This is a genomic window from Paraglaciecola algarum (assembly GCF_021532655.1).
Classification (GTDB): Bacteria; Pseudomonadota; Gammaproteobacteria; order Enterobacterales; family Alteromonadaceae; genus Paraglaciecola; species Paraglaciecola algarum.
Window position 1 is genome coordinate 116,788 of sequence record NZ_JAKGAS010000007.1, and the last position, 22,957, is coordinate 139,744.

A 22,957-nucleotide genomic window follows, 5' to 3' on the forward strand; every position below is an offset into this window, starting at 1 on the left:
TTCATAGTCACGCTACGTATATATTTAAAGCCAAACGGTCACATCAAACCACCTGCCCAGCAACCCAACCACTCGACCAAGCCCATTGGAAATTATACCCCCCCAACCAGCCTGTGACGTCCATCACCTCGCCGATAAAATATAACCCTTTTACTTTTTTGGCTTCCATGGTTTTTGAAGATAGTTCGTCTGTGTCGACTCCACCTAAGGTTACCTCGGCAGTTCGGTAGCCTTCGGTGCCATTAGGTTTAAGTTGCCAGTGATGAAAGGCTTCGGCCACTTGGCCTAGCTGTTTGCCTTGATATTGTTTTAGCGGTTTGTTTTCAATGTTTAAATAGGGCAATACCGCTTGTACATATCGTTTTGGATAATGTTTGGTTAATGCGGTACTTAGTTGTACGTCTGGCTGGTTTTCTTTCGCCTTCTCTAATTCAGCCAAAAGTTCTCCATGGGGGAACAAGTCAAATTCAACAGTTTGACCCGGTTGCCAGAACGAGGATATTTGCAATACAGCTGGGCCACTTAAACCCCTGTGAGTAAACAATATGTTTTCGTTAAAGCTAGTGTCATTACAACTGGCGTTAGCATCTAGCGATATACCGCTTAGTTCAGCGAGTACTTTTTTGTCTAGCTCGTGCAAAGTAAAAGGCACGAGTCCAGCTCGCGTGGGTTTAAGTTTTAACCCAAACTGTTCTGCAATTTGATAACCAAATGGGCTAGCGCCTAATTTAGGAATAGACAAGCCGCCAGTCGCCACCACCAGCGATTCGCATTGATACTGGCCTTGGTTGGTATTTAATACAAAACCATCATCAATTTTTTCTATATCCAGAATTTCACATTGCTGGGTCACACTGGCACCGGCTTTTTCACATTCACTAAGTAACATTTTCAAAATGTCTTTAGCACTATCGTCACAAAATAATTGGCCTAGGGTTTTCTCGTGATAAGCAATACCGTACTCTGCCACTAGCCCAATAAAATCCCATTGGGTATAACGGCTTAAGGCTGATTTAGTAAAATGTGGATTATCGCACAAGAAGTTTTCATGACTGGCATACATATTGGTAAAATTACAGCGACCACCACCAGACATTAAAATTTTACCGCCAATACGTTTGGCGTGATCGAGCACAGCTACACTACGCCCACGTTTTGCAGCTTGAGCCGCACAAAATAGTCCAGCTGCGCCTGCGCCAATGACGATTACATCTAATTTTTTCAATTCAATGCCTGAATGGTGTTATTTATGGCCGGATTATAGGGGATTTACATGCTAATCTGCAAAAATACTCGAATAAGGCAGTTGCTAATATGACTACATCTCACAAAAAATGCTCACAGATGATCGACTTAAGCCATACCATTTTTGATGGTTTGATTACCTACAAAGGCTTACCAGCACCTATTATGTGCGACTACTTAAGCCGTGAAAAATCAAAAGAAATTTACGGTGAGGACTATCAGGTTCAAATTGGTAAAATTGAAATGATCGCCAACACGGGCACTTACCTTGATTCACCTTTTCATTTTGCTGAAAACGGTAAGGACTTGAGTGATTTGTCTTTGGAGTTACTCGCCAATTTGCCAGCTGTATTAGTTGATGTAAAAGACCAAATAGAAATTGGCCCAGAGAGTTTTCAACACTTAGACGTAAAAGGTAAAGCGGTGTTGGTTTATACCAACTGGAGCCAGCATTGGAATACTGAACAATACTTTGAAAACCATGCATTTATCACAAAGCAAGCGGCAATCTGGTTAGTCGACAACGGAGCAAAATTAGTCGGTATCGATACCCACAATATTGATGATACACGGGGAAAATTAAGGCCCGTACATAAACATTTATTGGGCAATGATGTTTTGATTTGTGAGCATATGACAAACCTAGAGCAATTACCTAAAGATGGTTTTAGGTTTTTTGCTGTACCACCTAAAATCACGGGTGTAGGTACATTTCCGGTGAGAGCGTTTGCTCAGATAGTTGACTGAACTACAACCAGCCGTTTTGATGGGCGATCCTGGCGGCTTCAACTCGGTTTTTTGCATTTAACTTATTGGCCGCAGAGGACAGATAGTTTCGCACAGTGCCCGCTGATAGAAACAACTTAGCTGCGATATCTTCTGTAGACATTCCGTCTTTAGCTAAACGTAGTGCATGGCGCTCTTTTTCTGACAAAGGGTCTTTTTCCATCCAAGAATCAACCATTAACTCAGGAGCAATGGCGCGGCCACCTTGGTGAACTTTGACTATGGCATCGATTAAATCTTGCGACGGTGAATCTTTTAATAAGTAACCTTTTACGCCTGAATCCATGGCCCGACGTAAGTACCCACTTCTGGAGAAAGTAGTAAGAATAATCACTTTACTAGCACTTTTTTGTTGGTGTAACTCATGAGCTAGCTCTAAGCCCGTCATGTCTGGCATTTCAATGTCGGTTAATACTATGTCTATTTTTTGTTCTGGATTAGTCAATACAAAGTCCAATGCCTGTTTACCATTAGCGCAACTTTTGACTACCTCTAGATTATCTTCTAAATCTAAAATAGTGGCTAAGGCATTTAGCAACATAGTTTGGTCTTCGGCTAATACTATTCTTATTTTTGCCATGTTAGTTTTCCTGAGCTTTTATTTTCACTACTAGTTTCCAGAATTGGGGACAGTAATTTTGGTCAGGGTTCCCATATTTTCGCCACCAGAAACAACATCCACTACCCCGCTCATTTTTTGCATTCGCTCTTTAATACCTTTAAGGCCAAACCCTGAAGCCGAGTTATCTTCAAACCCAATACCATTGTCTTGAACGTTTAATTCCATATTGTTGTTTTTACTATAAATAGTCACTTTAACTTGTGTAGCTTTTGCGTGTTTAATAATGTTGGTAATAAGTTCTCTAAGTACGATAGCTAGCTCTTTATTACTGGCTAAATCTAGCTCTAAACCATCTTCTTCAACACCTAGTAACTCATAACTAAATTCTATGTCTACACTGGCAAGTACATACTTGGCATTGGCTAACTCACTGAGTAAATCACTGGTGCGATAACCTGAAACCACTTCCCGTACCTGACTTAAGGCATCACGGGAAATATCTTCTAGTTGTTTGATTTCGGTGCGGGCCTTTTGCATGTCAGGGCTAAAACCTTCGCTATTCCCTTTATCAAGCAGCCGTCCAGCCAAGTCGGCTTTTAGGGTAATAACTGAAAACGTATGGCCAATAAGATCATGTAAATCTCGAGCAATACGCTCTCGCTCAGCTACTTTAGCTAAACGTTCCACTTCTTTTTGCGACAGTATGAGTTCTTGTTTTTTATCGTGTAGGGCATATTGATAAATATTTATCGAACCCACAATTAAACTAAACACTATCCCAGGCAAATAAAAGTAAGCTTCTAGGCTAAACCACCAGCTAATACCAGCCATCCACAAGACTATGCCAGTTAAAAACATAAAAGAATATTTCACTGGCCTTAGTCGACTTGTAAATGAAGCCGCATAAATAAATAAGGTTTGTGCACTTGGGGTAAACAACGCGCATAAAGTACCAATTAAAACAATCGCCACTATATGAAATATAACGTATTTACGATTGACCCAATAAACATGAAAATACACAATTAAAAAGCTAACTGTTGCGATAGCAGCCCATAACCAGTGCATAGGATCGGGCGAGTAATAAAATACCGGACCAAAAAATAAAGGTAAATATATCAACCAAACATAAGGCGAGAATTGCTCACACAGGTCTCTTGGCAACAAACGGGCATCAATTGATTTAAGTAAACTCTTCACCTAATAATTTCCTAGTTTTACAAAAACTTAGTTTTGTTTTCTTTTATGGGCAACTAACGCAAAAACAAAAAATATCACTGCAAACAAAGTTAAAGCCAGTAGATGTGTGAAAACAGAATCACCTACGTCTTGCTGCATAACTTTTAAAGCCAATTGCGACAAATGGTAAGGAGGTAAAAAATTAGCAAAGGTCTGCAAAAAGTTTGGCAACATAGTAATAGGTATCCATAAGCCTGACAAAAAGGCCATAGGTAAATAAATAACATTCACAATTGCTGGCGCACTTTCAGCTTTTAGCATCATGCCTAAAGCCAAACCTAATAAACAAAAAGGCAAGCCTCCAAAAACCAGAATAACCGACAATAAGGCACCTTGGAATACGCTTAACTCCACTCCGCCAAAGAACACTCCAATAATCCCTAAACTTATAATGATCAGCAGAGAAAAAATCATTGAAACAATTAAGCGGCTAATAATTTGTGCTGATGCTGGCATAGGAGAGGCTTCCTTAATATCTAACCAACCTTTTCCTCTTTCTACCGCCAACGCCGCCCCAAATGAAAATAATGCTGGCCCCATCACCCCAAAAGTCCCGTATGTACTTAACAGGTAACTAGCAGCTTGCACATTACCATGGTTCATTAAGACGCCAAAAAATAAGTAAAAGATCACTGGGAATAAAATGGCCGGTAAGGCAAAAGCTGGATTTCGAATAGTTTTAAGCCATTCAAACTTGGTTTCTAACCAATATACCTTGAGTGTTTTGGCTGGGCTCATAGGAACAAACTGTTCACTAGTTGAACTGGCACATTCTATACTTGTATAGTTCACGCTGCTTCCCCTTTATTAATAACTGATTTACCGGTTTTACTTTGTGCCAACTGATCTTTATTTAACTCCAAGAAGGCTTCTTCTAAACCTGCTCGAGATACGCTTAAATCTTCTAGCTCAGGATATTTAGTGAGTAGTGAAATTAGTGTTTGATTCAATTCATTGGTTTGAATCGCAGTATATTTTCCGCTTACGTCATGGCTAATTAGATAAGCGACACTGTTGAAATCTATTGGATAAGAAGGTGTGGTAAATCGAATAGTTGTAGAACTAACACAGGCTTTTATTTGCTCGTTAGTGCCTCTTTGAATAATGGCACCTTGTTTAAGCAAGACAATTTCATCCGCTAAACTGTCTGCTTCTTCCAAATAATGTGTGGTCAACACAATTGCTGTGCCTTGATTTTTTAAGTCTCGAATTGCTTTCCATAAACTTTGTCTGGCGCTTAAATCCATACCTACGCTGGGTTCGTCTAAAAACAACAACTTAGGGTTGCCACAAATACTTAAAGCAAAAAGTAAACGCTGTTTTTCACCACCCGACAACTTCTTAGAGAAACGTTCTTGCAGTGACTCTAAACCGGCATATGCAATCACCTTCTGGTAGTCCATAGGGTTTGGATAATAACTTTGAAACAGTTGAATATGTTCTCTAATTTTGAGGGTTTCTGGTAACGATGCAACTTGTAACATGGCGCCTGTTTGTTGTTTAACCGCTAAAGAGCCAGGCTGTGATGAAAATATACTGATCTCCCCAGAGTCTATTTTTAACCGGCCTAACAAGGTATTAATTAAGGTTGTTTTACCTGCACCATTTGAGCCTAAAATGGCTAATACTTGGTTAGATTTTATCTGCAATTCAACGTCGCAAAGAGCTTGTTTATTAGAAAAGCTTTTGTTTAAACCTTGGATAGAAGCAACCACTTGGGAAGCGTCCGAATGTTTAACTGAATTAACTTGCTGCATATCAATCTCGTGTGTGAATGAATACCGTGAGTTAACTATGCTCGAAACCAAAATGAATATTTAGACATATCTATCATCAATTCAATGTGACAAATGTCATTAATCGCCAGTCTTTTCTTTATCAACAAGCAAGAGTAGTCTTTGAGCTCGATTAGTTATTGTTTAACGAGATGAGTATGGCCAATACTTTTAAGGCTGAAGATGGAAAAGTGCGCTGCAGTTGGTGTGCAGCCTCGCACTTCTATATCGATTACCATGATAACGAATGGGGCTATCCTGTTATTGACGATCAACGCTTGTTTGAAAAGATTTGTCTCGAAGGATTCCAGTCAGGATTAAGTTGGCTCACAATTTTGAATAAACGTGAAAATTTTAGAGCAGCATTTGCTGACTTCGATTTTAATAGAGTTGCAAAATTCACCGAGCAAGATGTTGAACGCTTAGTATTGGATGCAGGCATCATTCGCCACCGTGGAAAAATCTCTGCAACCATCAATAATGCTAAACGAGCAAAAGAAATGATCAAACAAGAAGGCTCGTTAGCAGCCTATTTTTGGCGATTTGAACCAAAGCGTGATGAGTCTATTGAACCTGAAGTGATGGCAACATGTGAAGAGTCCATAGCACTATCGAAAGATATGAAAAAACGCGGTTGGAAATTTGTTGGCCCCACGACTGTATATGCTTTTATGCAGGCAATGGGTATGGTGAATGATCATGCGTTAACTTGTGTTGGACATACTAAATCAAAGCAATTACGTAATGAGTTCACAAGACCTTCGGGGTTGTTGTGAGGTATAATCAATAGTTAACTTACATCAAAAATGACTACTCAACCTTAAGAAATGAATAAATTATTTTCTGTATTTTTATTAATAAGCTTACTTAGCAGCTGTGCCAATAAAGACTGGCGCACTGCGTCAAGAGAACCCGCAGGTTTAGCCCCCAACCCTGCCACAGAAACACAAGCCATAATTCAATTTTATGCTGCCGATGCGTTTAGTTGGCGTGGCTGGTTTGCTGTGCATACTTGGGTAGCACTTAAAGAACCATTCGCTGAACAATACACAGTGCACGAAGTGGTAGGCTGGCGAGTAAAACGAGGGCTGCCGGCTTTACATCAATATTTGACAACTACCCCAGATAGGTATTGGTATGGCTCTAAACCTGAGTTGGTACTTTCTATTGAGGGGGAGCAAGCAAGCCAATTAATACCTAAATTAACCGCCGCGATAAAGCGCTATCCTTGGGCGAACGAATATTCTGTAGTGCCTGGCCCTAATAGTAATACGTTTCCAGCATGGCTAGGGTTGCAAGTACCTGAGTTAGGTTTAGACATGCCGTTTAATGCCATTGGTAGTGGTTACGCTGATTAACAGCAGACTAGACCAGCGTGGAGCAAAATAGGCAGTAAACTACATAGGTAAAAGACTTTAAAACAAAAGCTAAAAGCCTTTCACCACAGAGGTCACAGAGCGCTGCACAGAGAAAAAAAATGGTTAAGAATCAGTAAATAATAGATGAACAACATCTTAAATCTGGTTATGCCTGTATTTCATGTTAACCACATTCAAGATTGAGCAACCTTGGTCAAGATTAGTATCTCAGCTGGTTTTAGTATTAATTGACCAAGGAGAGAATTATTCATATGTCAAAAATTCAAGATCGGTTTCTGCAAGTCATTAGTTATATAGAGACTAACCTCGATGCGGATCTTGATCTTAATATGCTTTGCCAGCAAGTTCATTTGTCGAAATATCATTTTCATAGGCAATGCTCAGCATTCTTTGGAATGCCGGTAATCAAGCTTGCAAGATTACTGAGGCTTAAAAGAGCAGCCTACCAGCTAGCCTATAGAGATGATAAGAATATTTTAGATATCGCGTTGGCAAATGGCTATGACAGTCATGAAGCTTTTTCCCGGACTTTTAAAAAGTATTTTGATAAAAGTCCGTTTGAATTCAGGAAAGCACCTGATTGGACTCCTTGGCAATCTATATATGACCCAGTATTAACGTTAAGGACAAAGATGATGAATAAGCACTGTGAATTTAAAGTAGAAATAATTGATTTCCCCGAGACATCGATCGCTGTAATGGAGCACAGAGGTGCTCCAAATCTACTAGGAAATACCATACAAAAGTTTATCGAGTGGAGAAAGCTCAATCGTCTTTCGCCAAATATAAGTAAGACCTTCAATTTGGTATACGATGACCCCAATGTTACAGCCCCAGAAGACTATAGATTTGATATTTGTTGTTCTAGTGATCACAAAGTTGAACCAAATAATCATGGTGTAGTTAACAAAGAAATTCCGTCGGGAAAATGTGCAGTAGTTAGGCATGTCGGTAGTGATGATTCTATCGGTGTGGTAGTGAACTTTCTGTACTCCAAATGGCTATTGGATTCTAATTTTGAAGTTCGGGACTTTCCTATTTTTTTTGAAAGAGTTAGTTTCTTTCCTGAAGTATCAGAGAATAAAATGATAACCGACGTTTATTTACCAATTAAATAAGACGTATATCAAGTTGCCACGCACTTGCACATAGTTTCATGTTAGGTTTGAAAAATTTGTGGCTATTTTTACGATCAAGGTTACAAGCTTAATCTTATCTCGACCTAGCCTCTAGTCATCTCGGTAATGTTTTAAGCCGGGATCCATTTTTTCACTAGTGGATTCCTGCTAACAACATACAGGAATGACGGTGTGACATGCAGATATAGCGGTGTGGCATGTAGAGTAACTAGTGGGCTGAACCACTGAAATTGTAGATAGAATAGCATTCCTGCATGAGCGAAAATGTCACAAAATCCCCTGTTAAGTTTGGTTAAACACTTTTCATTTTAACCAAACCTTTTGCTCTGTGATCTCCGCACCCTCTGTGGTTCAAATTCTTTTGCTTTTTCTTCCTACTGTTTTTTCTGCGCCACTTAGCTCTTCTGCCCTATTCTGCCTCACACTACTATTGTCTACTGTATCCTGCTCCAGGCTGTTTGATCCGCTTTTATCTACTCTGCGTTAAATTGGCGATGCGTTGTTCTAACGGTGGGTGGCTAGAAAACATTTTTTTGACCTTACCGGCACTTATAGCAAAAGCAGCCATTTCATCGGGTAAAGCAGGGCCATTCTGAAAACTCTGCAAACGTTTTAAGGCCGCTACCATATTATTGCGCCCGGCTAATTTAGCCCCACCTTCATCGGCTTTAAATTCTCTTTTTCGTGAGAACCACATCACTATCATGCTAGCCAAAATACCTAAAATCAGTTCACAAATAATAGATACAATCCAAAAAGCAGGCCCATGACCGCGTTCAACTTTAAACACCACCCTGTCCACAACATGGCCTATCACTCGGGATAAAAACACCACAAAGGTATTGATCACGCCTTGGATCAAAGTAAGCGTCACCATATCGCCATTAGCCACATGGCTGACTTCATGGGCCAATACCGCTTCTACTTCGTTTTGTGACATCTGCTCTAACAAACCCGTACTCACAGCCACTAAAGCATTGTTTTTATTCCAGCCAGTAGCAAAGGCATTAGGGCTAGGATGCTCAAAAATGCCCACTTCTGGCATACCAATATTGGCTTGTTCTGCTTGCCTTCTAACCGTTTGTACTATCCACCTTTCGGTTTGGGTTGAGGCTTGATCAATTATTTTGACCCCCATAGAGCGTTTTGCCATAAATTTTGACAATAATAACGAAATAATCGCGCCACTAAATCCAATAACGGCCGAATAAACCAATAATGTGCTTAAGTCTAAATCCACCCCATTTTGCTGTAAAAGTCCTTGCACACCTAACAAGCTAAAAGTCACACTAATCAAAGCAATAACCGCTAAGTTAGTACCTAAAAACATTAAAATTCTAAACATACGTCCCCCTTTAGGTTTTGTGCACTTAATCTAATTAAGTGTGGCATAAGTCAATGAACAAAAAACAACACTATTTCTACCGCAATCAATATAATAATAATCCATTCCAAAAATGAAGAATGTTTATGGTGCTGTTCAGCAGCAAGCATTTCATATAACTCATTAATAGTGCCTAATTTCATAGTTAAAAGGTCTACTCTAGGTTTTAAATCTAAATACTTACTCACTGTTAAATATTTTTGCTCTTGCTCTGGATATTCCCAGAAAAACTCAGGTGTATCCAACAAGTTAAAATGCAACAAAATGTCACTCTTAATACTAAACAGTGCCCCTCGTAATTTTGACAATTCTTTGCGGCCTAGTGGCATTTTTCCAGTTTTAGCTAACGCTTGTGACAAATAAGCATTATTTTGAATTGTACTTACTGCCACTGATTCAAAACGTTCTAACGTAGCTGACTGTGCCAAAGCATGACTCACAGCTAACAGTGTTAACGTACTGCCATCAGGAATAGTTAACTCATCATCGATCATTTTAACTGGCTCAGATGGCTGCACTTTAAACTGATAACACTCAGCCTCAACCTGTGCCACTTTTTGGTTTACTGCGTCTTCGGTTATCTCAAGTAAGTGTTGTTTTTTAGTGGGGCTCATACCCCATCCGATAACCACACCATAATCAAAAATAAACAAATGTCCTTTAGGTGTACTCACACCTAAGGCATCACGGTATTGCTTAACAAAATAGGTTTTGGCTATTTTTTCTTTTAACGCACTTATCTTAATTTCATTACCAAGCAACATTATTTCAACGGTCGCACTAGCAAAGTTGGTATTCATTTTTTGTTCCTTTTTGTTTATTATTTTTTTTATTAGTTTTAATTTAAGATTATCGCTGTGCGTAATTTATTTTTGCCATAGCTGGATAACCTAATAAAGTCTTCTTTAGCCAATGGAATATGTTGGCAATCAAACCCCATTACATGGCCATCGGGCACACTAGGATCGTGAAAATACAAACAATCATCGTCCATCGCTGTGATCGTGACCCAATGAGGTACTTTGTAACCATCCATTTGATAAGTACTAATAAGGCTTAACACACGACCACCACTTTCTAGTGCCGATTGCAATAAATCCAAATCAAATTCAGCCGTTTCAACCTGTATACCTTTAGTAGCAGCTCGGCTAGCGAATTGTGCTTCAACCAACTCCACTGTTTGCTTTTTATGCTCGCTACGCACACCTGCTGTAAACAAAGGTAAAGTTTGATTGATTAATACCTTGGCATTAAACCCTCTTTTTTCTGCCGCCAGTGCCAAACCTATTGGGTGACAACCGCCATGGCCTGACATCATAAAAATGGTGGTGGCTTCGCGCCATAAATCTAATTCTGTTTGTTGATCCATCGACATATCTGCCGAAATGCTTTTCATGGCCATCATTAGTGCAGCTGGGCCACAAGTGAAATCTGTGGTTTGTTCATACCAAGGGTAAGTGGGTAAACGATTAAAATTAGAATAATGACGAATGGACTTTTGCATTCTCAAGGCGTCATTATTGTTTTCATAATAGTTTTTATAATCGCCAAACACCTTATAACCCATAGCTTGATACAAACTAATGGCGCGTTTATTGGTTTTTTCTACCTCTAAACGCAAGAACAATTTACCCGCTTCCACGCTTAGTTTTTCAAGCTCGATTAATAACAGCTTACCTACACCTTGACCGCGCACGTCTGACAGTATAGCCAGCGAATATAAACGGGCTAAACGAGTACCAGAGCGCATAATCACTAAGCCGTAACCTACAATCTGTGTTGCCTGTTCAATCACAATAAATATACATTGTGGTGACTGTAACCAGTGGCGAAAACTGCGCTTACTTAAACGATCGGTAGCAAAACAGTTTTGCTCAATGTCAACCAAAGCAGCCAAGTCTGATAAACCCGCTGCACGAGTTACAAACTTTGCTTGGGCACTACTAGCTGGCTGCGGCTTAATGTGTCTAGAGTGCTCTTGTTTGAAGTCATCTTGCTTGAGGCCACTTTCTTTGCAGTCACTGTGGTCCGAGCTAACTAGCTGACAGTTAATTTTTTCATGGGTATCCATTAACGCCCCCTTTGCTCTAAACGAGTAGCAAACTCTTGCATTACTTGCATGTACAATTCTTCACCTAAATATTTGTCTTCTATGCCGTAATCTAGGCTTGGATTGTCGTTGACTTCGATCACGTAAACTTTGTCATCATGATGCTTAATATCTACACCATACAAACTAGAACCAATAAATGAGCAAGCACTTACTGCTGCATCAAGCACTTTTCTAGGGACTTCGAAAGTAGGTAAGGTTTCAAAATCACCAGACGAAAAACGTTTCGAGCCATGGTTATATATTTGCCAATGATTACGCGCCATATGGTATCGACAGGCATAAATAGCCCGACCATTTAACACTCCTATACGCCAATCAAACTGGGTGTATATGTACTCTTGAACCAATATAATCGCCGACTCAGTTAACACCTCAGTTATTTTGCTGACTAATGCTTGGTGATCCGCCACCTTAAATACACCTTTCGAAAACGAGCTTTCGGGGAGTTTTAACACCATAGGAAAACCAAACTCTTGTTCTAAGTTTGCAATAGTTTGATCCGACGCATCCAATACAAAACGGGTTTTAGGCGAAGGAATTCGGTGATAAGTAAAAGCATCATGCAAAAACACCTTATTGCAACAACGTAAAATTGAGTCTGCGTCATCTATCACCACTAAGCCTTCACGAGCAGCAGCTCGGGCAAGTTGATATGTGTGATGACGAATAGCTGTGGTCTCGCGAATAAATAAAGCGTCGTAACGACTTAACAAACCAATTTGACTAGCCGACACCAACTCAGCATTAATGCCAAAATGTTTAGCTGCTTTGATAAAACGTTTAAGCGCACCGTTATCACTTGGTGGTAGGGCTTCTTGCTCGTTCACCAAAATAGCCATGTCCCAACGTAGGTGTTTATTACTTTTTTTGTTGCGCCAAACTTGATTGGTAAAGTCGTCTAAACGTTGAATAAATAATTCATGCTCAACTGTATTTAATTGGGCTAAATCAAATAAACCCACACGTACATACAACTTGTCTTCTCGCCAAGACAGAGACAACTGCAAAATAGGCGCGGGGTATTGTTCGAACACATATTTGGCGACTTTGTTAATACAAGTGTTTTGGTGCCACCCAAAATAAACTAAGCAGTCTGTTGCTTGCTGATCAACAAAATGGCGAGACACAACCCCAGGGATAACAAGCTCTACGCCATTGATTTGGCTGGTTAAATCATTAATAGTACTCACACTAGGTAATACTTTATGCTGCCGAGCTTCAGCTAATAATGAGCAATAATATCCCTGACTCAAATATTGACTTGAGTCACATAAATTTATTAAGCGAGTTAACTGCTCATCCTTTTTCGGGAAGTCAGCTAGGTATTGATTGAAGTCAATCGCTTTAATATTTGTATTAATCACGCTAGAAGTTTGATTAAGTACAATAAGGGTTTTATGCATTATCCATTTCCACAACTAGAAAATCATTAGGTTAATTAGGGTTAAATTTATCCAACAAGCTTTGTGCAGAACACTATTTAAGCTGTTGATTTTTGGCGCATCGTACGCTGTTTAATGGAATTGTGAAGTGAATGCTGATTGCAAAATATTTATCTTCAAGAACACTTTTATTAATGTAATATGTCGCTTAATTCTTGCTGTACTTCAGGGCACCTAACGCCCAATAGAACCAATAAATAAAAGAGTTTTTATGGATATTCGATTTCTTATAACCTTTATGGAAGTAGCCGAAACACGGCATTTTGGAAAGGCGGCCGAAAACCTATATTTAACCCAGTCTGCAGTGAGCGCACGCATTAAGCAGCTAGAAGAGTATTTTAATTCAGCTTTATTTGTGCGTAATCGAAATAGTTTACAGCTCACAGCTGCCGGCGAAAAATTAATCCCTTATGCAGAACAATTAGCCAAAACCTTAAACCAAGCAAGACAAGCCTTAAGTGACGAAAATGTACAACAACTTTCCATTGCTTGTACGCCAAATGCATGGGATGTGTATTTAAAGCAAAACTTAACTGGATTAAAAAATGCGTTTCCTGAAGTGGCTATTAAGGCAGACGTATTAACCAACGAACAACTAATGCGTTTGGTGCACGAACATGCAATAGACTTGGCTGTAACCACTATCCCCTTTAAGTCTGATGACGTGGAAACAATAGAGTTAAGCAGCAGTAAACTGGCCTTATATCAAACAAAATCACTAGATATGCTGGATAAAGCCGCAGACAATTCTCAGTTTATTTATATGGATTGGGGTAAAAAATATAATGAAAAAATTGACAAACTTTATCCTGGCTCTAGGCAAGCTAAGTTGCGTACTAGCTCTTTGCAAGTTGCCTTAGAGTATTTAGCTGATAATGCTGGCGCCATGATATTACCCGAAGAGTTTGCTCAATCTATTTTAAAGCAATACGAGTTAAGCAAAGTCTCTACATTGGATAGCTTAGAAGTGAAGTGTTATTTAATTTATCTAAAAGAAGCCCGTGAAACCTGGCTAGGTGAACTGATTGAATTTTTGGAATAATAGCCGTACATTTCGTCAAATATACGGCTATTTCAAACTAAAGTGCGGTATCTAACTTAACCAAAGGTCGAAAACCCTCAGCAGCTAATTCTTCATTCACACATTCTAACATGTATTTTTTTAGGTCTTTTTCGGCGATCTTATATTCAGTCGCCATTTCACTACAATATTGTGTCAATTCAGTGACTACCTTGGCACTTGCGTTTGGCAATTCTTCTGCAGACACTGTACTTACTAATAATACGCCCAATGACAAAATGACGCTTTTCATCTAGTTTTACTCACTATAAAGGTTGTTAATGTAATTCGGCAAATTCGATGTGCTCTTTACGCACTTTACGTTTATTCACCTTTTGTTTTTTTCTAGAGTTTGCCTCTAGTTCGCCGCTATATTCCGCGTTAAATCTATGCTTTTTAGCACCAGTGAAGGACTCAAATTCATCTTTTTTTGAATAAAAATTTCTACTCATTTACCTAACCCAAAAAGTTTATGTATTAATCACAGCATTTGCTGTTTCGCTATTATTGACTCTATTTAGAAAAAGAAAAACGAAATAAATTGTTCTTCACGAGTAATAAAATTGTTTAATCTAATTAAAACACCCTCTAATATACAGCCCATATATAAACCAATTAATTTATATGGAAACTAGGGACTTAATTATCATGAGAATACTATCTGTCATGCTAAGCATCATGATGACACTTGGATGCAGCGGCACTTCCAAGTCAGACCAATGGATCACCTTATTTAATGGTGAAGATTTGAATGATTGGGTAGTTAAAATGAATCACTACCATGCTGGAGAAAACTTCGGTAATACCTTCAGAGTAGAAGACGGCTTGCTTAAGGTCAGATACGACCAATATGAATTTACCGATGAGTTTGCACATATTTTTTATAAAACGCCTTTTAAGAACTTTCACTTAACAGTGGATTATCGTTTCAGCGGTGAGTTTGAACAACAGGCCCCACACTATGCTGAATTAAACAGTGGCGTAATGTTTCATAGCCAGTCAGCTGAATCTCAAAATAAAGAACAAAACTGGCCAGTATCAGTAGAGATGCAATATTTAGCAGACTTAGGTGACGGAAAACGCACTACAGGTAATATGTGTTCACCAGGTACAAACATTGAATACCAAGGTAAGGTATTTCCCGGCCACTGTTTAAAATCAAGTAAAAAAGCGCTACCTAAAGATCAGTGGGTAACCGCTGAATTAATTGTTAATGGTCCTAAAATTACACAATTGATCAACGGAGAAGTTGTACTTGAATACACTAATCCTACTATTGATGGTAATGACCACACAGTGAAAGGCCAAAGTCCTGAATATATTCAGGGTGGTAAAGCCTTAGACTCTGGCTACATAGGATTACAAAGCGAAGGCCAACCTATAGAGTTTAAGAATGTAAAGATCAAAATATTAGATTAGGGCAGTTATACCAATTACAGTAAATAATTAAGAGAAACTGACAAAACCCAAAAACAAAAATGCCGCTGACTAAAGCGGCATTTTTATAGCTTGTTTATAAGCTGTTCAATAAGTTTCGTTTATAAACTATTCAACATAGTCTCAGCGTCACTGACTTCAAATTTACCTGCAGCTTCAACATTTAGGCTGGTCACAACTCCATCATCAACTAACATAGAATAACGTTGAGAACGCACACCACCAAATGTAGCTGTTTGCATATCTAAACCAATTGCTTGAGTAAACTCAGCGCCGCCGTCGGCTAACATAGTAACAGCAGCAACGTTTTGCGTTGCGCCCCAAGCGTCCATAACAAAAGCGTCATTTACCGATAAACAGATTATTTCGTCCACACCTTTGGCCTGTAATTTATCAGCTAATGTTATATAACCTGGTAAGTGGGCCTCTGAACAAGTTGGGGTAAAAGCACCCGGAACTGCGAATAGCACTACTTTTTTACCTGCAAACAATTCACTGGTAGTAGGGTTACTTGCTTCCCCTGCTTTACGTAAACTAAATGTAACTTCTGGTAATTTATCGCCCACTTTAATCATTATTTTTCCTATCTAATAGTTAGTTAATTTTCAACTGATTTAATTTATTGAGTTTTTATTGGTTTATCTTTTAACTATTAATTTTTCACTAAGTAGTCAGTAAAACTATCTTTAAACCAATCTTCAATTAATTGTTTTTCAAAGCCATAAGCTTCATTTTTGTACCGTAAAGACACCTTGTTCATGAAAGAGGTATCACGAATATTTTCTTGGTTTTCAGCTAATACATTATCGCCACCATCCAATAACTGATAAGAAAATTCCATTCTAGGTGGAAACATGTCTCTTACCACTCGGAAATTTCGTGACTGAGTTTCACCGGCTAAATCTAAGTCGGTTACATCTAACTTCAACAAATAACCGTCAGGCAGCTTTTTGGCTAATCTTTTTAATACTTTTTCAATATTATAAAAAGCATCTTCTTTAGTATTTTGCATCCCATTAAAAGGGTCTTTGATATCGACATATTTTTCTGGATTAGTCCAAACGACTTCAACTTTGGCCATGGCCGCTACTTGAAAACACATAAATGTTGCAGCTGCTAAAGTAAATATTCGGCTAGTAATTTTCATTATTCGTCTCCTGTAAAACACTTATGAATTAAAACATGATTTATTAAAAAGCTGTGCTCAATTTACATACTTACCTACAAAAAGATAAATATTCTCTAGCACATATGCTAGTTAGTGTAGTTTATTAGACGTCTTAGGTAAGCTTTAGTTGCTTGCTGGTAACAATTTGTTTCATTTTGAGCATATAAAACTTGTCAAAACAACAGTTAATTATGGCTAGTTGTGGCCTTTAATTGATAGAAAACTTACAACCAATTCTGCACCGCCTAAGTCAACTGAATCGTCAATTTTTAGCCGCCCCTGATGCCATTGTATTATGCGATTAACAATTGCCAACCCCATGCCATATCCAGATTGTTGTCCCAGCCTAAGTTCCCCTCGCGTAAATGGTTTTAATAATTCAAACCGTTTGTCTTTTGGTATTCCTGGGCCATCGTCTGATACTTTTAAATACACCTGTTCTAGCTCGCTACTGACTGCTACTTGAACCTTTGATTTAGCGTGCGTCAAAGCATTTGTAATAAGGTTATTTAACAACATTGACAAGTAATGTTCATCACCTTGAATATATATTTCGCCTGCAGGTTGCCAGATAATATCCTTATCAGTCGCTCCTTGTACTTCAAGACATTGCTTAACTAGCGAGTTTAGCTCAACTGGTTGCTGTTTAACCTCAACCATACTCTGCTCCATACGCGCATAATTAAGTAATACTGCCACTAACTTTTCCATCTCATCAATGTCACGACTAATATGGTTTTGATATTTTTCTCTATTAGCTTGATTGTCGGTTTGTTGTAACGCTTCAATACCAAATCTTAACCTAGCCAAAGGTGTACGTAGGTCATGAGATACCGCATTACCCAGTAATTTATTATCGTCCACAAGCACTTGAATACGCTGTGCCATACGATTAAATTCTTTCTCAATATCGGCTATATATGATGTACGCGTTATAATAACTCGTTGATCTAACTCACCCTCGCCAAAAGCCTTGGCGCTTTGCCTTAGATGTTGTAAATGCCTAACCAGTGGATATAACCACAACAATACAATACTTAAAATACCCAGATAAAAGACACTGGTGAAGACCAAGCGTAGACCCTCATTACTCTCAGGCTCCGAAGGTTTAGGAATAGACAATATCAACACTTGTTGACGACTAGGCAGCAAAAAATGAATTAATATATTGTTTTCAGACTCTAACTCTAATGCTCTTCCTTGGAGGAAATTAACTTGCAATTCTTTGGGTAAAGGCAACTCTGCTTGCATTATCAGGGACAAAGTCAATTCAGAATTTTTAGGCCAAGCCTCTAGAAAAGTCACCGGGTCTATCTGTTGATCAAGAGCTTTTGCTAACGCCTCCCCCATCTGACGATAAGACAAAAGCTCGTTACTTTGTGAACTTGTTCGCTCAGGTGCATTCAATTGAGCAAAAAAATTATCTAACGTCCAACCTAAACCAATAGCTGCAGATAACACCACAAACAACAATGAAAATGATAGTTTCTTCACCTTAGGTTTACCAAGCGTCACTCACAAATAAGTAACCTTTACCCCAAACGGTTTTGATTCGGTAAGGGTTTTGTGCATCATCTCCCAATTTTTTGCGAAGGCGTGACACTAATATATCCATTGAACGATCAAAACCATCGTATTCAATACCTCGTAACTCTGTGACCAATGCTTGACGACTCACCACTTGGCCAGCGGCTTTTGCAAGTAGTCGCAGCACATCAAATTCATTCGATGAAATAGCCACGACTTTTCCAGCAAATCGCACACTACGCCCCGTCAAATCCAAACTTAGTTGGCCAAAATTCAACCCATCCGCTTGCTCTATCGATGCCACTTGGTTTAATTCAGTTCGGCGTAATAGCGCTTTGATTCTAGATAATAAAACCTGCGGTTTAACCGGTTTAGTCACATAATCATCTGCGCCTAATTCTAAACCTAACACTTCATCTGTCTCTTGATCTCTAGCTGTCATCATTAAAATCGGACCATGATACTCTGCTCTAACCTGTTTACAGACGTCAAAACCATCCTTAACGGGTAACATGATATCCAAAATGACTATGTCGGGTTGGTCTTCTACAATTAAGTCAATCGCCACATCCCCTCGAGTAACAAGCGTTACGAGAAAACCATTTTCAGTTAAATAGTCACTAAACCACTCGGCCAGTGATTGGTCATCCTCTACCAACATAATGTGTTTGGCTACTATGTTATCCATTAAAAATTATCCATTAAAACAATCTCCAACTGCCTTTTGGTCGCTTAGATGATTTATACACCCAAGCAACAGTAATTTTTTGTTTGACCAAATCAATTGTCGAACCTTTCGCACGCATTACATAATTGCGGCTTGCCTGGTCTTGAAAGTCATAGCTTAAGCTACCTTGATTGATTTTAGACCAGCACTGCAAAGTCTTATTTTGGCTCAACTCGACTAAACAAAAATCCCCCTTTACTGTGCTATGCCAATTAAACTCTACATGCTGATAACAGGTTTGTCCTTGGCGTAAGGCTACACAACGTTGAGGGCTGATTTTCAACTGTATAGATGATTGCTTATTGGCGTCCTCCTCAGACCCCATAGCTCGAAAACTTCCACTGATGAATACTATCGTTATAATTATTAAATTAATTATAAAGAGACTTATCCTAGTCATATGTATCGTCATTATATTTACGCCTCTATATTAAAAAACGTAACTAATGCTAGTACTAACTGACATAGCGTTGTCACGATCAGTCAAAAATAGAGGACTATCAGAGTCATTATCTATAGCGCTACCATACCGAGTTGTAGCCCTAAATACCCAATCTTCGTTAATAGGATAAGTCACACCGGCTTCAGCAGTGAAACCCAATACGCTTTTCCCTGTGAAGGCAGTAAAATCAGTGCGAGCTGCCTCTTCTTCAGACACCCCTAAATAATAATCAACAAGCTTTTCGTCGTTATAATTCAAGCCCAACATGCCATGAAAATTCCAATTACGATATTGCCAATTTCTGCCAACCAAAACTGAAGCTGAAGTGCCACTACTATTACCAGTAATGTCATGCTGCATACTTAGTTGTAAGGTATTACCAGCAAAGTAACCTGTCGCTCGACCTCCAAGCATCACTGATACATGTCGTTCATTTATTCCAATAAATCTATCATCTAACTCTTCCCCCATACCGTTGCCAGTCGGTATTAACACCACATCAAATGACCAATTTTTTGAATCATAGGCATTGTAACCAAAAACTAAAGGTGTATGACTTTCTCCATATAAATCAATAAAAAATCCCCGCCAGTTGTAACTGCCGTTTACAAGTACTTCAAAATCTGAAAAGTCTTCATCGTCTCTTGTAAAACTTGATCCTTTACCCGCAATAGCAGCCAAACCTATTTCGAAGTAATTTTCTGGTGCGCTATTAAATTCAGTATTGTTACGCAACGAATGAGATATATCTGCTGCGATACTAGAAGTGGCAAAACCCAAAGTGACCAATGCCAGTGAGACTTGTTTAGCTAAATTAAATTTCATAGTGTTTATCTATCCTTTTTGTAAGACACCTAGGCATTATATTTTCCATGGTCGCCTAAATGCGTAACAAGATACTGCGTCTGTAACAAAATGTAGCGAGCACTAATCCAATTGACGATCAGACATTGACGTGTACTTGTCATGCTAGACCTCAGCCCCTTGCAGAAAGCTGAGCTAAAAAACTAGGATATTTAATTTTATCGTCATCCACTAAAACATGAGCTTTCGATAAAATAGCCAACAAAATACTATCAATCTCAAACAGCGAGTGAATATTATCTTTGGATTTAATATTTGTTTTCTGTGTCTCAAAATACAGCACTTGTTCATTTTTCTGTATTAAAATTTGCGCGCTACCTATATGAATTTTATAGTTATTTATTTTTCCACTTATCACTAAAAAACTACCATCTAGAGACATGTGATGACCTAAAGTTAAATGTGGAATTAACCTTTCTAGTATGTTTTTTCGTGATTTAGCAGTTTCCGTCAGCTCACCAAATGAATACAAGTGCCAGTAGTCTTTATAACCTTGTAGCTTTTCAGCCTTTTCATCCTCCCATAATGGTTCCCTACCAATACTCGCCACTTCAATAAACAAACTAATATCTCTAAATATTTCTGAAAATAAAATCGCAGGGACATCCCCAAAGTTGACAACGCCAGCTTCCTCATTAAAAAATGTAACCTCATCAGTGACGACATAATTCCACATCCAAGACTCATTAATATCAGTATTACTATAAGAGGGTTCATTAACAGAAAGTTTCACCGTTAGTTTATGCTCTGGAAATGATCTCGACACATGGCCTTTGCCAGATCTGTCGCCCATTGCAACAAGTAACTGAAATGCCCAGCCCTTAGATACAGCTAGGGACTTAAGCTGATGTTGTTTGAGAATATGTTTAGCCAATTTATCCGTAGTAAGCTGATTAGATATTTCAAATTCAGACAAATGAAAGCATTCACGAAAAGCCTGTTTAATTGGCTGCTGAATTTGCAGATGTTGCAGCTGGCTTCTCCACTGTGTAATTACGCAGTTGTCTGTGTCATGGGGATGCCAAAGCTCAACCGTCTCTTCACCAGTAAAGTCAATTACCTGACCTTGAACATTTTTCCACTGATTAGACACAAAAATAACTAGATTATCGTCGACTTTCCATATGAGTTTATTTGCAATCTGAGACAGTAAGCCATGCTGCAAATAGGTTTTGCTAAATGATGATAAAGTCCATTGCATATTTTCGGTGTATAACCTGTCTATACGATGTTTTTGTGCGCTGAAGGTTTGTTTTATTTGCTTACAAAGGCTGCGTGTATCTTTAAGCTTATCCATATACACGTCGTTTTTTTTGATCCATTCTGGTGTTGTCTTTTGAATTTTACCATCGGTGTTCCCCCAGTGTGTATCTAGCCCACCAGAGTTAGATAATGCAATTTGAAACTGATAATAATCAAAATCAATACTCAACTTGCCATTAATAAGACCAAAGGTTGGCACTGATAACTCTTCTATTCGTGCAGTACTCATACCCATACTGTTAGCTTTCTTTTCAATATATTTTTGAATAAGCTTTTGGGTATTAGTTTGGCGAATATTTAACTTTAATTTTGATAAATAGTTTATGCCAGCCATGCCATTAGCCTGAGCCAAAACATATATACCTGCATTACCAAGACTGGTTGAAGCCGCACCTTTACCAATAATTTTTTTAAAACATACCTCGGTTAAAAGCTCGATAGATTGCAAAGTTTTTTCATCTTGAAAAAGGCTTAACGTCCATACCATGCCTTTTAATAGGTTAACCTGCTTTTCCTCAACAAATTCTGCGCCCGCTACAGTTTGAAACTTTAATTTTGAAATAGCCGTTATCCATTCAATCACCCTAGTTTGATAGGCACTAGTACCTAGTTGTTCAATAATTAATTGAGCTGTTTTTATAAAAGATTTGCTGGGCTTTGATGTACTAGCAGTAGATAAATGATTGAATATTACGTGCCATTGATTTTGTTCTGCAAACGTTAACTCTGCTAATGACATGTTTAATATTGTACTAACTCGCCCGTCATCAAGAACATAAGGGGTGGCTAATTGTTTATCATTTAAGAATAATAGTGTTTCTAACTTATTGACCGCTTTGCCAATATCTGGGCCCCAATAGGCTTTACTAGAATCATTGGTTAAATATTGACTTAACTTGGGATGCGTTATTAATGCTTTGATGTCAGCACTGGTAATCGGATCTAAACCATAATGACTGACATGATGCTCAATTTGCTTAACAAAATGGCTAAATGGACGGTCGGGTATATGTAAAGGCAGTTCGAAACATTTATTTGGCTGATATAGTTGATTAAACAAGCCTAAAAATGAGTAACCATTAGGAAACCTAAGATTAAACCTCAATAGTTTATTGAGTAGATGAATATCAATGTAATAAGACTTAAGGCCCACCTCGTCTTTAAACTCAACTGTACTAATTTTATGCACCAATACATCTAACACTTCAAGTTTTTCAGATGAACTGAGTTTCTTTAGTTCTTGGTACTGTGGGCAATTTGCAAAAGACAAGTCTGTCCCTGCATAAATATACTTTTCAGACGAAAGAATATATTTCTCTATGGATAAAAGCATTTCATCATATTGGCTCTCCTTTTTACTGGCAGAGAGTATCCCTATATTTTTTAATAGCTTGTTTAGCATTAT

24 protein-coding genes are annotated in these 22,957 nt (G+C 38.5%); 6 read left to right on the forward strand and 18 right to left on the reverse strand.

The window, feature by feature from the left end; translation table 11 throughout:
* Positions 1–43: 43 nt before the first annotated feature.
* Complete coding sequence (locus tag L0668_RS13425) at positions 44–1,225, reverse strand: BaiN/RdsA family NAD(P)/FAD-dependent oxidoreductase (protein ID WP_235313203.1); 1,182 nt, start codon at positions 1,223–1,225, stop codon at positions 44–46.
* An 89-nt stretch (positions 1,226–1,314) separates the two neighbouring features.
* Here L0668_RS13425 and L0668_RS13430 point away from each other — a divergent pair, with 89 nt between their 5' ends.
* On the forward strand, positions 1,315–1,992 hold the full coding sequence (locus L0668_RS13430) for a cyclase family protein (protein ID WP_235313205.1): 678 nt from the start codon (positions 1,315–1,317) through the stop codon (positions 1,990–1,992).
* A 1-nt stretch (position 1,993) separates the two neighbouring features.
* On the opposite strand, the gene L0668_RS13435 is transcribed toward L0668_RS13430, so the two are convergent.
* Genes L0668_RS13435 through L0668_RS13450 form a run of 4 tightly spaced genes read right to left on the reverse strand, consistent with a single transcriptional unit; the run spans position 1,994 to position 5,589 of the window.
* Positions 1,994–2,611 (reverse strand): response regulator transcription factor, encoded by a 618-nt coding sequence (locus L0668_RS13435; protein ID WP_235313207.1) that lies wholly within the window; start codon positions 2,609–2,611, stop codon positions 1,994–1,996.
* A gap of 30 nt (positions 2,612–2,641) precedes the next feature.
* Entirely contained in the window at positions 2,642–3,793 is a 1,152-nt protein-coding gene (locus L0668_RS13440) for a sensor histidine kinase (RefSeq protein WP_235313208.1), read from the reverse strand.
* 27 nt (positions 3,794–3,820) lie between these two features.
* Complete coding sequence (locus L0668_RS13445; protein WP_235313210.1) at positions 3,821–4,624, reverse strand: ABC transporter permease; 804 nt, start codon at positions 4,622–4,624, stop codon at positions 3,821–3,823.
* Positions 4,621–5,589 (reverse strand): ABC transporter ATP-binding protein, encoded by a 969-nt coding sequence (locus L0668_RS13450; protein WP_235313212.1) that lies wholly within the window; start codon positions 5,587–5,589, stop codon positions 4,621–4,623. Before L0668_RS13450 ends, L0668_RS13445 begins: the two co-directional genes overlap by 4 nt.
* 176 nt (positions 5,590–5,765) lie before the next feature.
* On the opposite strand from L0668_RS13450, the gene L0668_RS13455 reads away from it, so the two are divergent.
* From L0668_RS13455 to L0668_RS13465, 3 genes are all read left to right on the forward strand, one after another.
* Entirely contained in the window at positions 5,766–6,383 is a 618-nt protein-coding gene (locus tag L0668_RS13455) for a DNA-3-methyladenine glycosylase I (RefSeq protein ID WP_235313214.1), read from the forward strand.
* 51 nt (positions 6,384–6,434) lie between these two features.
* The gene (locus L0668_RS13460; protein ID WP_235313216.1) at positions 6,435–6,965 is read left to right on the forward strand and encodes a DUF3750 domain-containing protein; all 531 of its coding nucleotides are present in this window, start codon (positions 6,435–6,437) and stop codon (positions 6,963–6,965) included.
* Between the two features lie 272 nt (positions 6,966–7,237).
* Entirely contained in the window at positions 7,238–8,104 is an 867-nt protein-coding gene (locus tag L0668_RS13465; RefSeq protein WP_235313218.1) for an AraC family transcriptional regulator, read from the forward strand.
* Positions 8,105–8,594: 490 nt separating this feature from the next.
* Here L0668_RS13465 and htpX read toward each other — a convergent pair whose 3' ends face one another.
* Genes htpX through L0668_RS13485 form a run of 4 tightly spaced genes read right to left on the reverse strand, consistent with a single transcriptional unit; the run spans position 8,595 to position 13,025 of the window.
* Positions 8,595–9,470 (reverse strand): protease HtpX, encoded by an 876-nt coding sequence (htpX, locus tag L0668_RS13470; RefSeq protein ID WP_235313219.1) that lies wholly within the window; start codon positions 9,468–9,470, stop codon positions 8,595–8,597.
* A 50-nt stretch (positions 9,471–9,520) separates the two neighbouring features.
* Positions 9,521–10,309 (reverse strand): RMD1 family protein, encoded by a 789-nt coding sequence (locus L0668_RS13475; protein ID WP_235313221.1) that lies wholly within the window; start codon positions 10,307–10,309, stop codon positions 9,521–9,523.
* Between the two features lie 38 nt (positions 10,310–10,347).
* Entirely contained in the window at positions 10,348–11,580 is a 1,233-nt protein-coding gene (locus L0668_RS13480; protein WP_235313223.1) for a GNAT family N-acetyltransferase/peptidase C39 family protein, read from the reverse strand.
* A complete protein-coding gene (locus L0668_RS13485; protein ID WP_235313224.1) occupies positions 11,580–13,025 on the reverse strand; it encodes a RimK family ATP-grasp domain-containing protein in 1,446 nt (481 codons plus the stop codon). Before L0668_RS13485 ends, L0668_RS13480 begins: the two co-directional genes overlap by 1 nt.
* Before the next feature lie 250 nt (positions 13,026–13,275).
* Here L0668_RS13485 and L0668_RS13490 point away from each other — a divergent pair, with 250 nt between their 5' ends.
* On the forward strand, positions 13,276–14,106 hold the full coding sequence (locus L0668_RS13490) for a LysR family transcriptional regulator (protein WP_235313226.1): 831 nt from the start codon (positions 13,276–13,278) through the stop codon (positions 14,104–14,106).
* A gap of 37 nt (positions 14,107–14,143) precedes the next feature.
* Here the strand turns inward: L0668_RS13490 and L0668_RS13495 are convergent, their stop codons facing one another.
* Together L0668_RS13495 and L0668_RS13500 are read right to left on the reverse strand one after the other, a co-directional pair.
* Positions 14,144–14,377: a hypothetical protein gene (locus L0668_RS13495; RefSeq protein ID WP_235313228.1), complete on the reverse strand. Its 234-nt coding sequence runs from the start codon at positions 14,375–14,377 to the stop codon at positions 14,144–14,146.
* A gap of 25 nt (positions 14,378–14,402) precedes the next feature.
* Positions 14,403–14,576: a hypothetical protein gene (locus L0668_RS13500; protein ID WP_235313229.1), complete on the reverse strand. Its 174-nt coding sequence runs from the start codon at positions 14,574–14,576 to the stop codon at positions 14,403–14,405.
* Positions 14,577–14,772: 196 nt separating this feature from the next.
* On the opposite strand from L0668_RS13500, the gene L0668_RS13505 reads away from it, so the two are divergent.
* Positions 14,773–15,543, forward strand: a complete 771-nt coding sequence (locus tag L0668_RS13505; protein ID WP_235313230.1) for a 3-keto-disaccharide hydrolase — start codon at positions 14,773–14,775, stop codon at positions 15,541–15,543.
* A 119-nt stretch (positions 15,544–15,662) separates the two neighbouring features.
* Here L0668_RS13505 and L0668_RS13510 read toward each other — a convergent pair whose 3' ends face one another.
* From L0668_RS13510 to L0668_RS13540, 7 genes are all read right to left on the reverse strand, one after another.
* Entirely contained in the window at positions 15,663–16,136 is a 474-nt protein-coding gene (locus L0668_RS13510; RefSeq protein ID WP_235313231.1) for a peroxiredoxin, read from the reverse strand.
* A gap of 77 nt (positions 16,137–16,213) precedes the next feature.
* Positions 16,214–16,708 (reverse strand): DUF3016 domain-containing protein, encoded by a 495-nt coding sequence (locus L0668_RS13515; RefSeq protein ID WP_235313232.1) that lies wholly within the window; start codon positions 16,706–16,708, stop codon positions 16,214–16,216.
* A gap of 216 nt (positions 16,709–16,924) precedes the next feature.
* Positions 16,925–18,223 carry an ATP-binding protein gene (locus L0668_RS13520; RefSeq protein ID WP_235313233.1) on the reverse strand — a complete coding sequence of 433 codons (1,299 nt, stop codon included), beginning with the start codon at positions 18,221–18,223 and terminating at the stop codon, positions 16,925–16,927.
* A gap of 7 nt (positions 18,224–18,230) precedes the next feature.
* Complete coding sequence (locus L0668_RS13525; protein ID WP_235313234.1) at positions 18,231–18,944, reverse strand: response regulator; 714 nt, start codon at positions 18,942–18,944, stop codon at positions 18,231–18,233.
* Between the two features lie 13 nt (positions 18,945–18,957).
* Positions 18,958–19,308 carry a DUF3019 domain-containing protein gene (locus L0668_RS13530; protein WP_235313235.1) on the reverse strand — a complete coding sequence of 117 codons (351 nt, stop codon included), beginning with the start codon at positions 19,306–19,308 and terminating at the stop codon, positions 18,958–18,960.
* A gap of 105 nt (positions 19,309–19,413) precedes the next feature.
* Entirely contained in the window at positions 19,414–20,250 is an 837-nt protein-coding gene (locus L0668_RS13535; RefSeq protein WP_235313236.1) for a MipA/OmpV family protein, read from the reverse strand.
* A 151-nt stretch (positions 20,251–20,401) separates the two neighbouring features.
* The gene (locus tag L0668_RS13540; RefSeq protein WP_235313237.1) at positions 20,402–22,954 is read right to left on the reverse strand and encodes a DUF4132 domain-containing protein; all 2,553 of its coding nucleotides are present in this window, start codon (positions 22,952–22,954) and stop codon (positions 20,402–20,404) included.
* Positions 22,955–22,957 lie beyond the last annotated feature (3 nt).

Bases quoted from the DNA above. Each gene is read 5' to 3' on its own strand.
- L0668_RS13535 (WP_235313236.1), bottom strand. From the start codon at position 20,250: ATGAAATTTAATTTAGCTAAACAAGTCTCACTGGCATTGGTCACTTTG.
- L0668_RS13450 (WP_235313212.1), bottom strand. From the start codon at position 5,589: ATGCAGCAAGTTAATTCAGTTAAACATTCGGACGCTTCCCAAGTGGTT.
- L0668_RS13480 (WP_235313223.1), bottom strand. From the start codon at position 11,580: ATGGATACCCATGAAAAAATTAACTGTCAGCTAGTTAGCTCGGACCAC.
- L0668_RS13490 (WP_235313226.1), top strand. From the start codon at position 13,276: ATGGATATTCGATTTCTTATAACCTTTATGGAAGTAGCCGAAACACGG.
- L0668_RS13530 (WP_235313235.1), bottom strand. From the start codon at position 19,308: ATGGGGTCTGAGGAGGACGCCAATAAGCAATCATCTATACAGTTGAAA.
- L0668_RS13485 (WP_235313224.1), bottom strand. From the start codon at position 13,025: ATGCATAAAACCCTTATTGTACTTAATCAAACTTCTAGCGTGATTAAT.
- L0668_RS13500 (WP_235313229.1), bottom strand. From the start codon at position 14,576: ATGAGTAGAAATTTTTATTCAAAAAAAGATGAATTTGAGTCCTTCACT.
- L0668_RS13430 (WP_235313205.1), top strand. From the start codon at position 1,315: ATGACTACATCTCACAAAAAATGCTCACAGATGATCGACTTAAGCCAT.
- L0668_RS13495 (WP_235313228.1), bottom strand. From the start codon at position 14,377: ATGAAAAGCGTCATTTTGTCATTGGGCGTATTATTAGTAAGTACAGTG.
- L0668_RS13525 (WP_235313234.1), bottom strand. From the start codon at position 18,944: ATGGATAACATAGTAGCCAAACACATTATGTTGGTAGAGGATGACCAA.
- L0668_RS13435 (WP_235313207.1), bottom strand. From the start codon at position 2,611: ATGGCAAAAATAAGAATAGTATTAGCCGAAGACCAAACTATGTTGCTA.
- L0668_RS13460 (WP_235313216.1), top strand. From the start codon at position 6,435: ATGAATAAATTATTTTCTGTATTTTTATTAATAAGCTTACTTAGCAGC.
- L0668_RS13465 (WP_235313218.1), top strand. From the start codon at position 7,238: ATGTCAAAAATTCAAGATCGGTTTCTGCAAGTCATTAGTTATATAGAG.
- L0668_RS13475 (WP_235313221.1), bottom strand. From the start codon at position 10,309: ATGAATACCAACTTTGCTAGTGCGACCGTTGAAATAATGTTGCTTGGT.
- L0668_RS13455 (WP_235313214.1), top strand. From the start codon at position 5,766: ATGGCCAATACTTTTAAGGCTGAAGATGGAAAAGTGCGCTGCAGTTGG.
- L0668_RS13540 (WP_235313237.1), bottom strand. From the start codon at position 22,954: ATGCTAAACAAGCTATTAAAAAATATAGGGATACTCTCTGCCAGTAAA.
- htpX (WP_235313219.1), bottom strand. From the start codon at position 9,470: ATGTTTAGAATTTTAATGTTTTTAGGTACTAACTTAGCGGTTATTGCT.
- L0668_RS13510 (WP_235313231.1), bottom strand. From the start codon at position 16,136: ATGATTAAAGTGGGCGATAAATTACCAGAAGTTACATTTAGTTTACGT.
- L0668_RS13515 (WP_235313232.1), bottom strand. From the start codon at position 16,708: ATGAAAATTACTAGCCGAATATTTACTTTAGCAGCTGCAACATTTATG.
- L0668_RS13505 (WP_235313230.1), top strand. From the start codon at position 14,773: ATGAGAATACTATCTGTCATGCTAAGCATCATGATGACACTTGGATGC.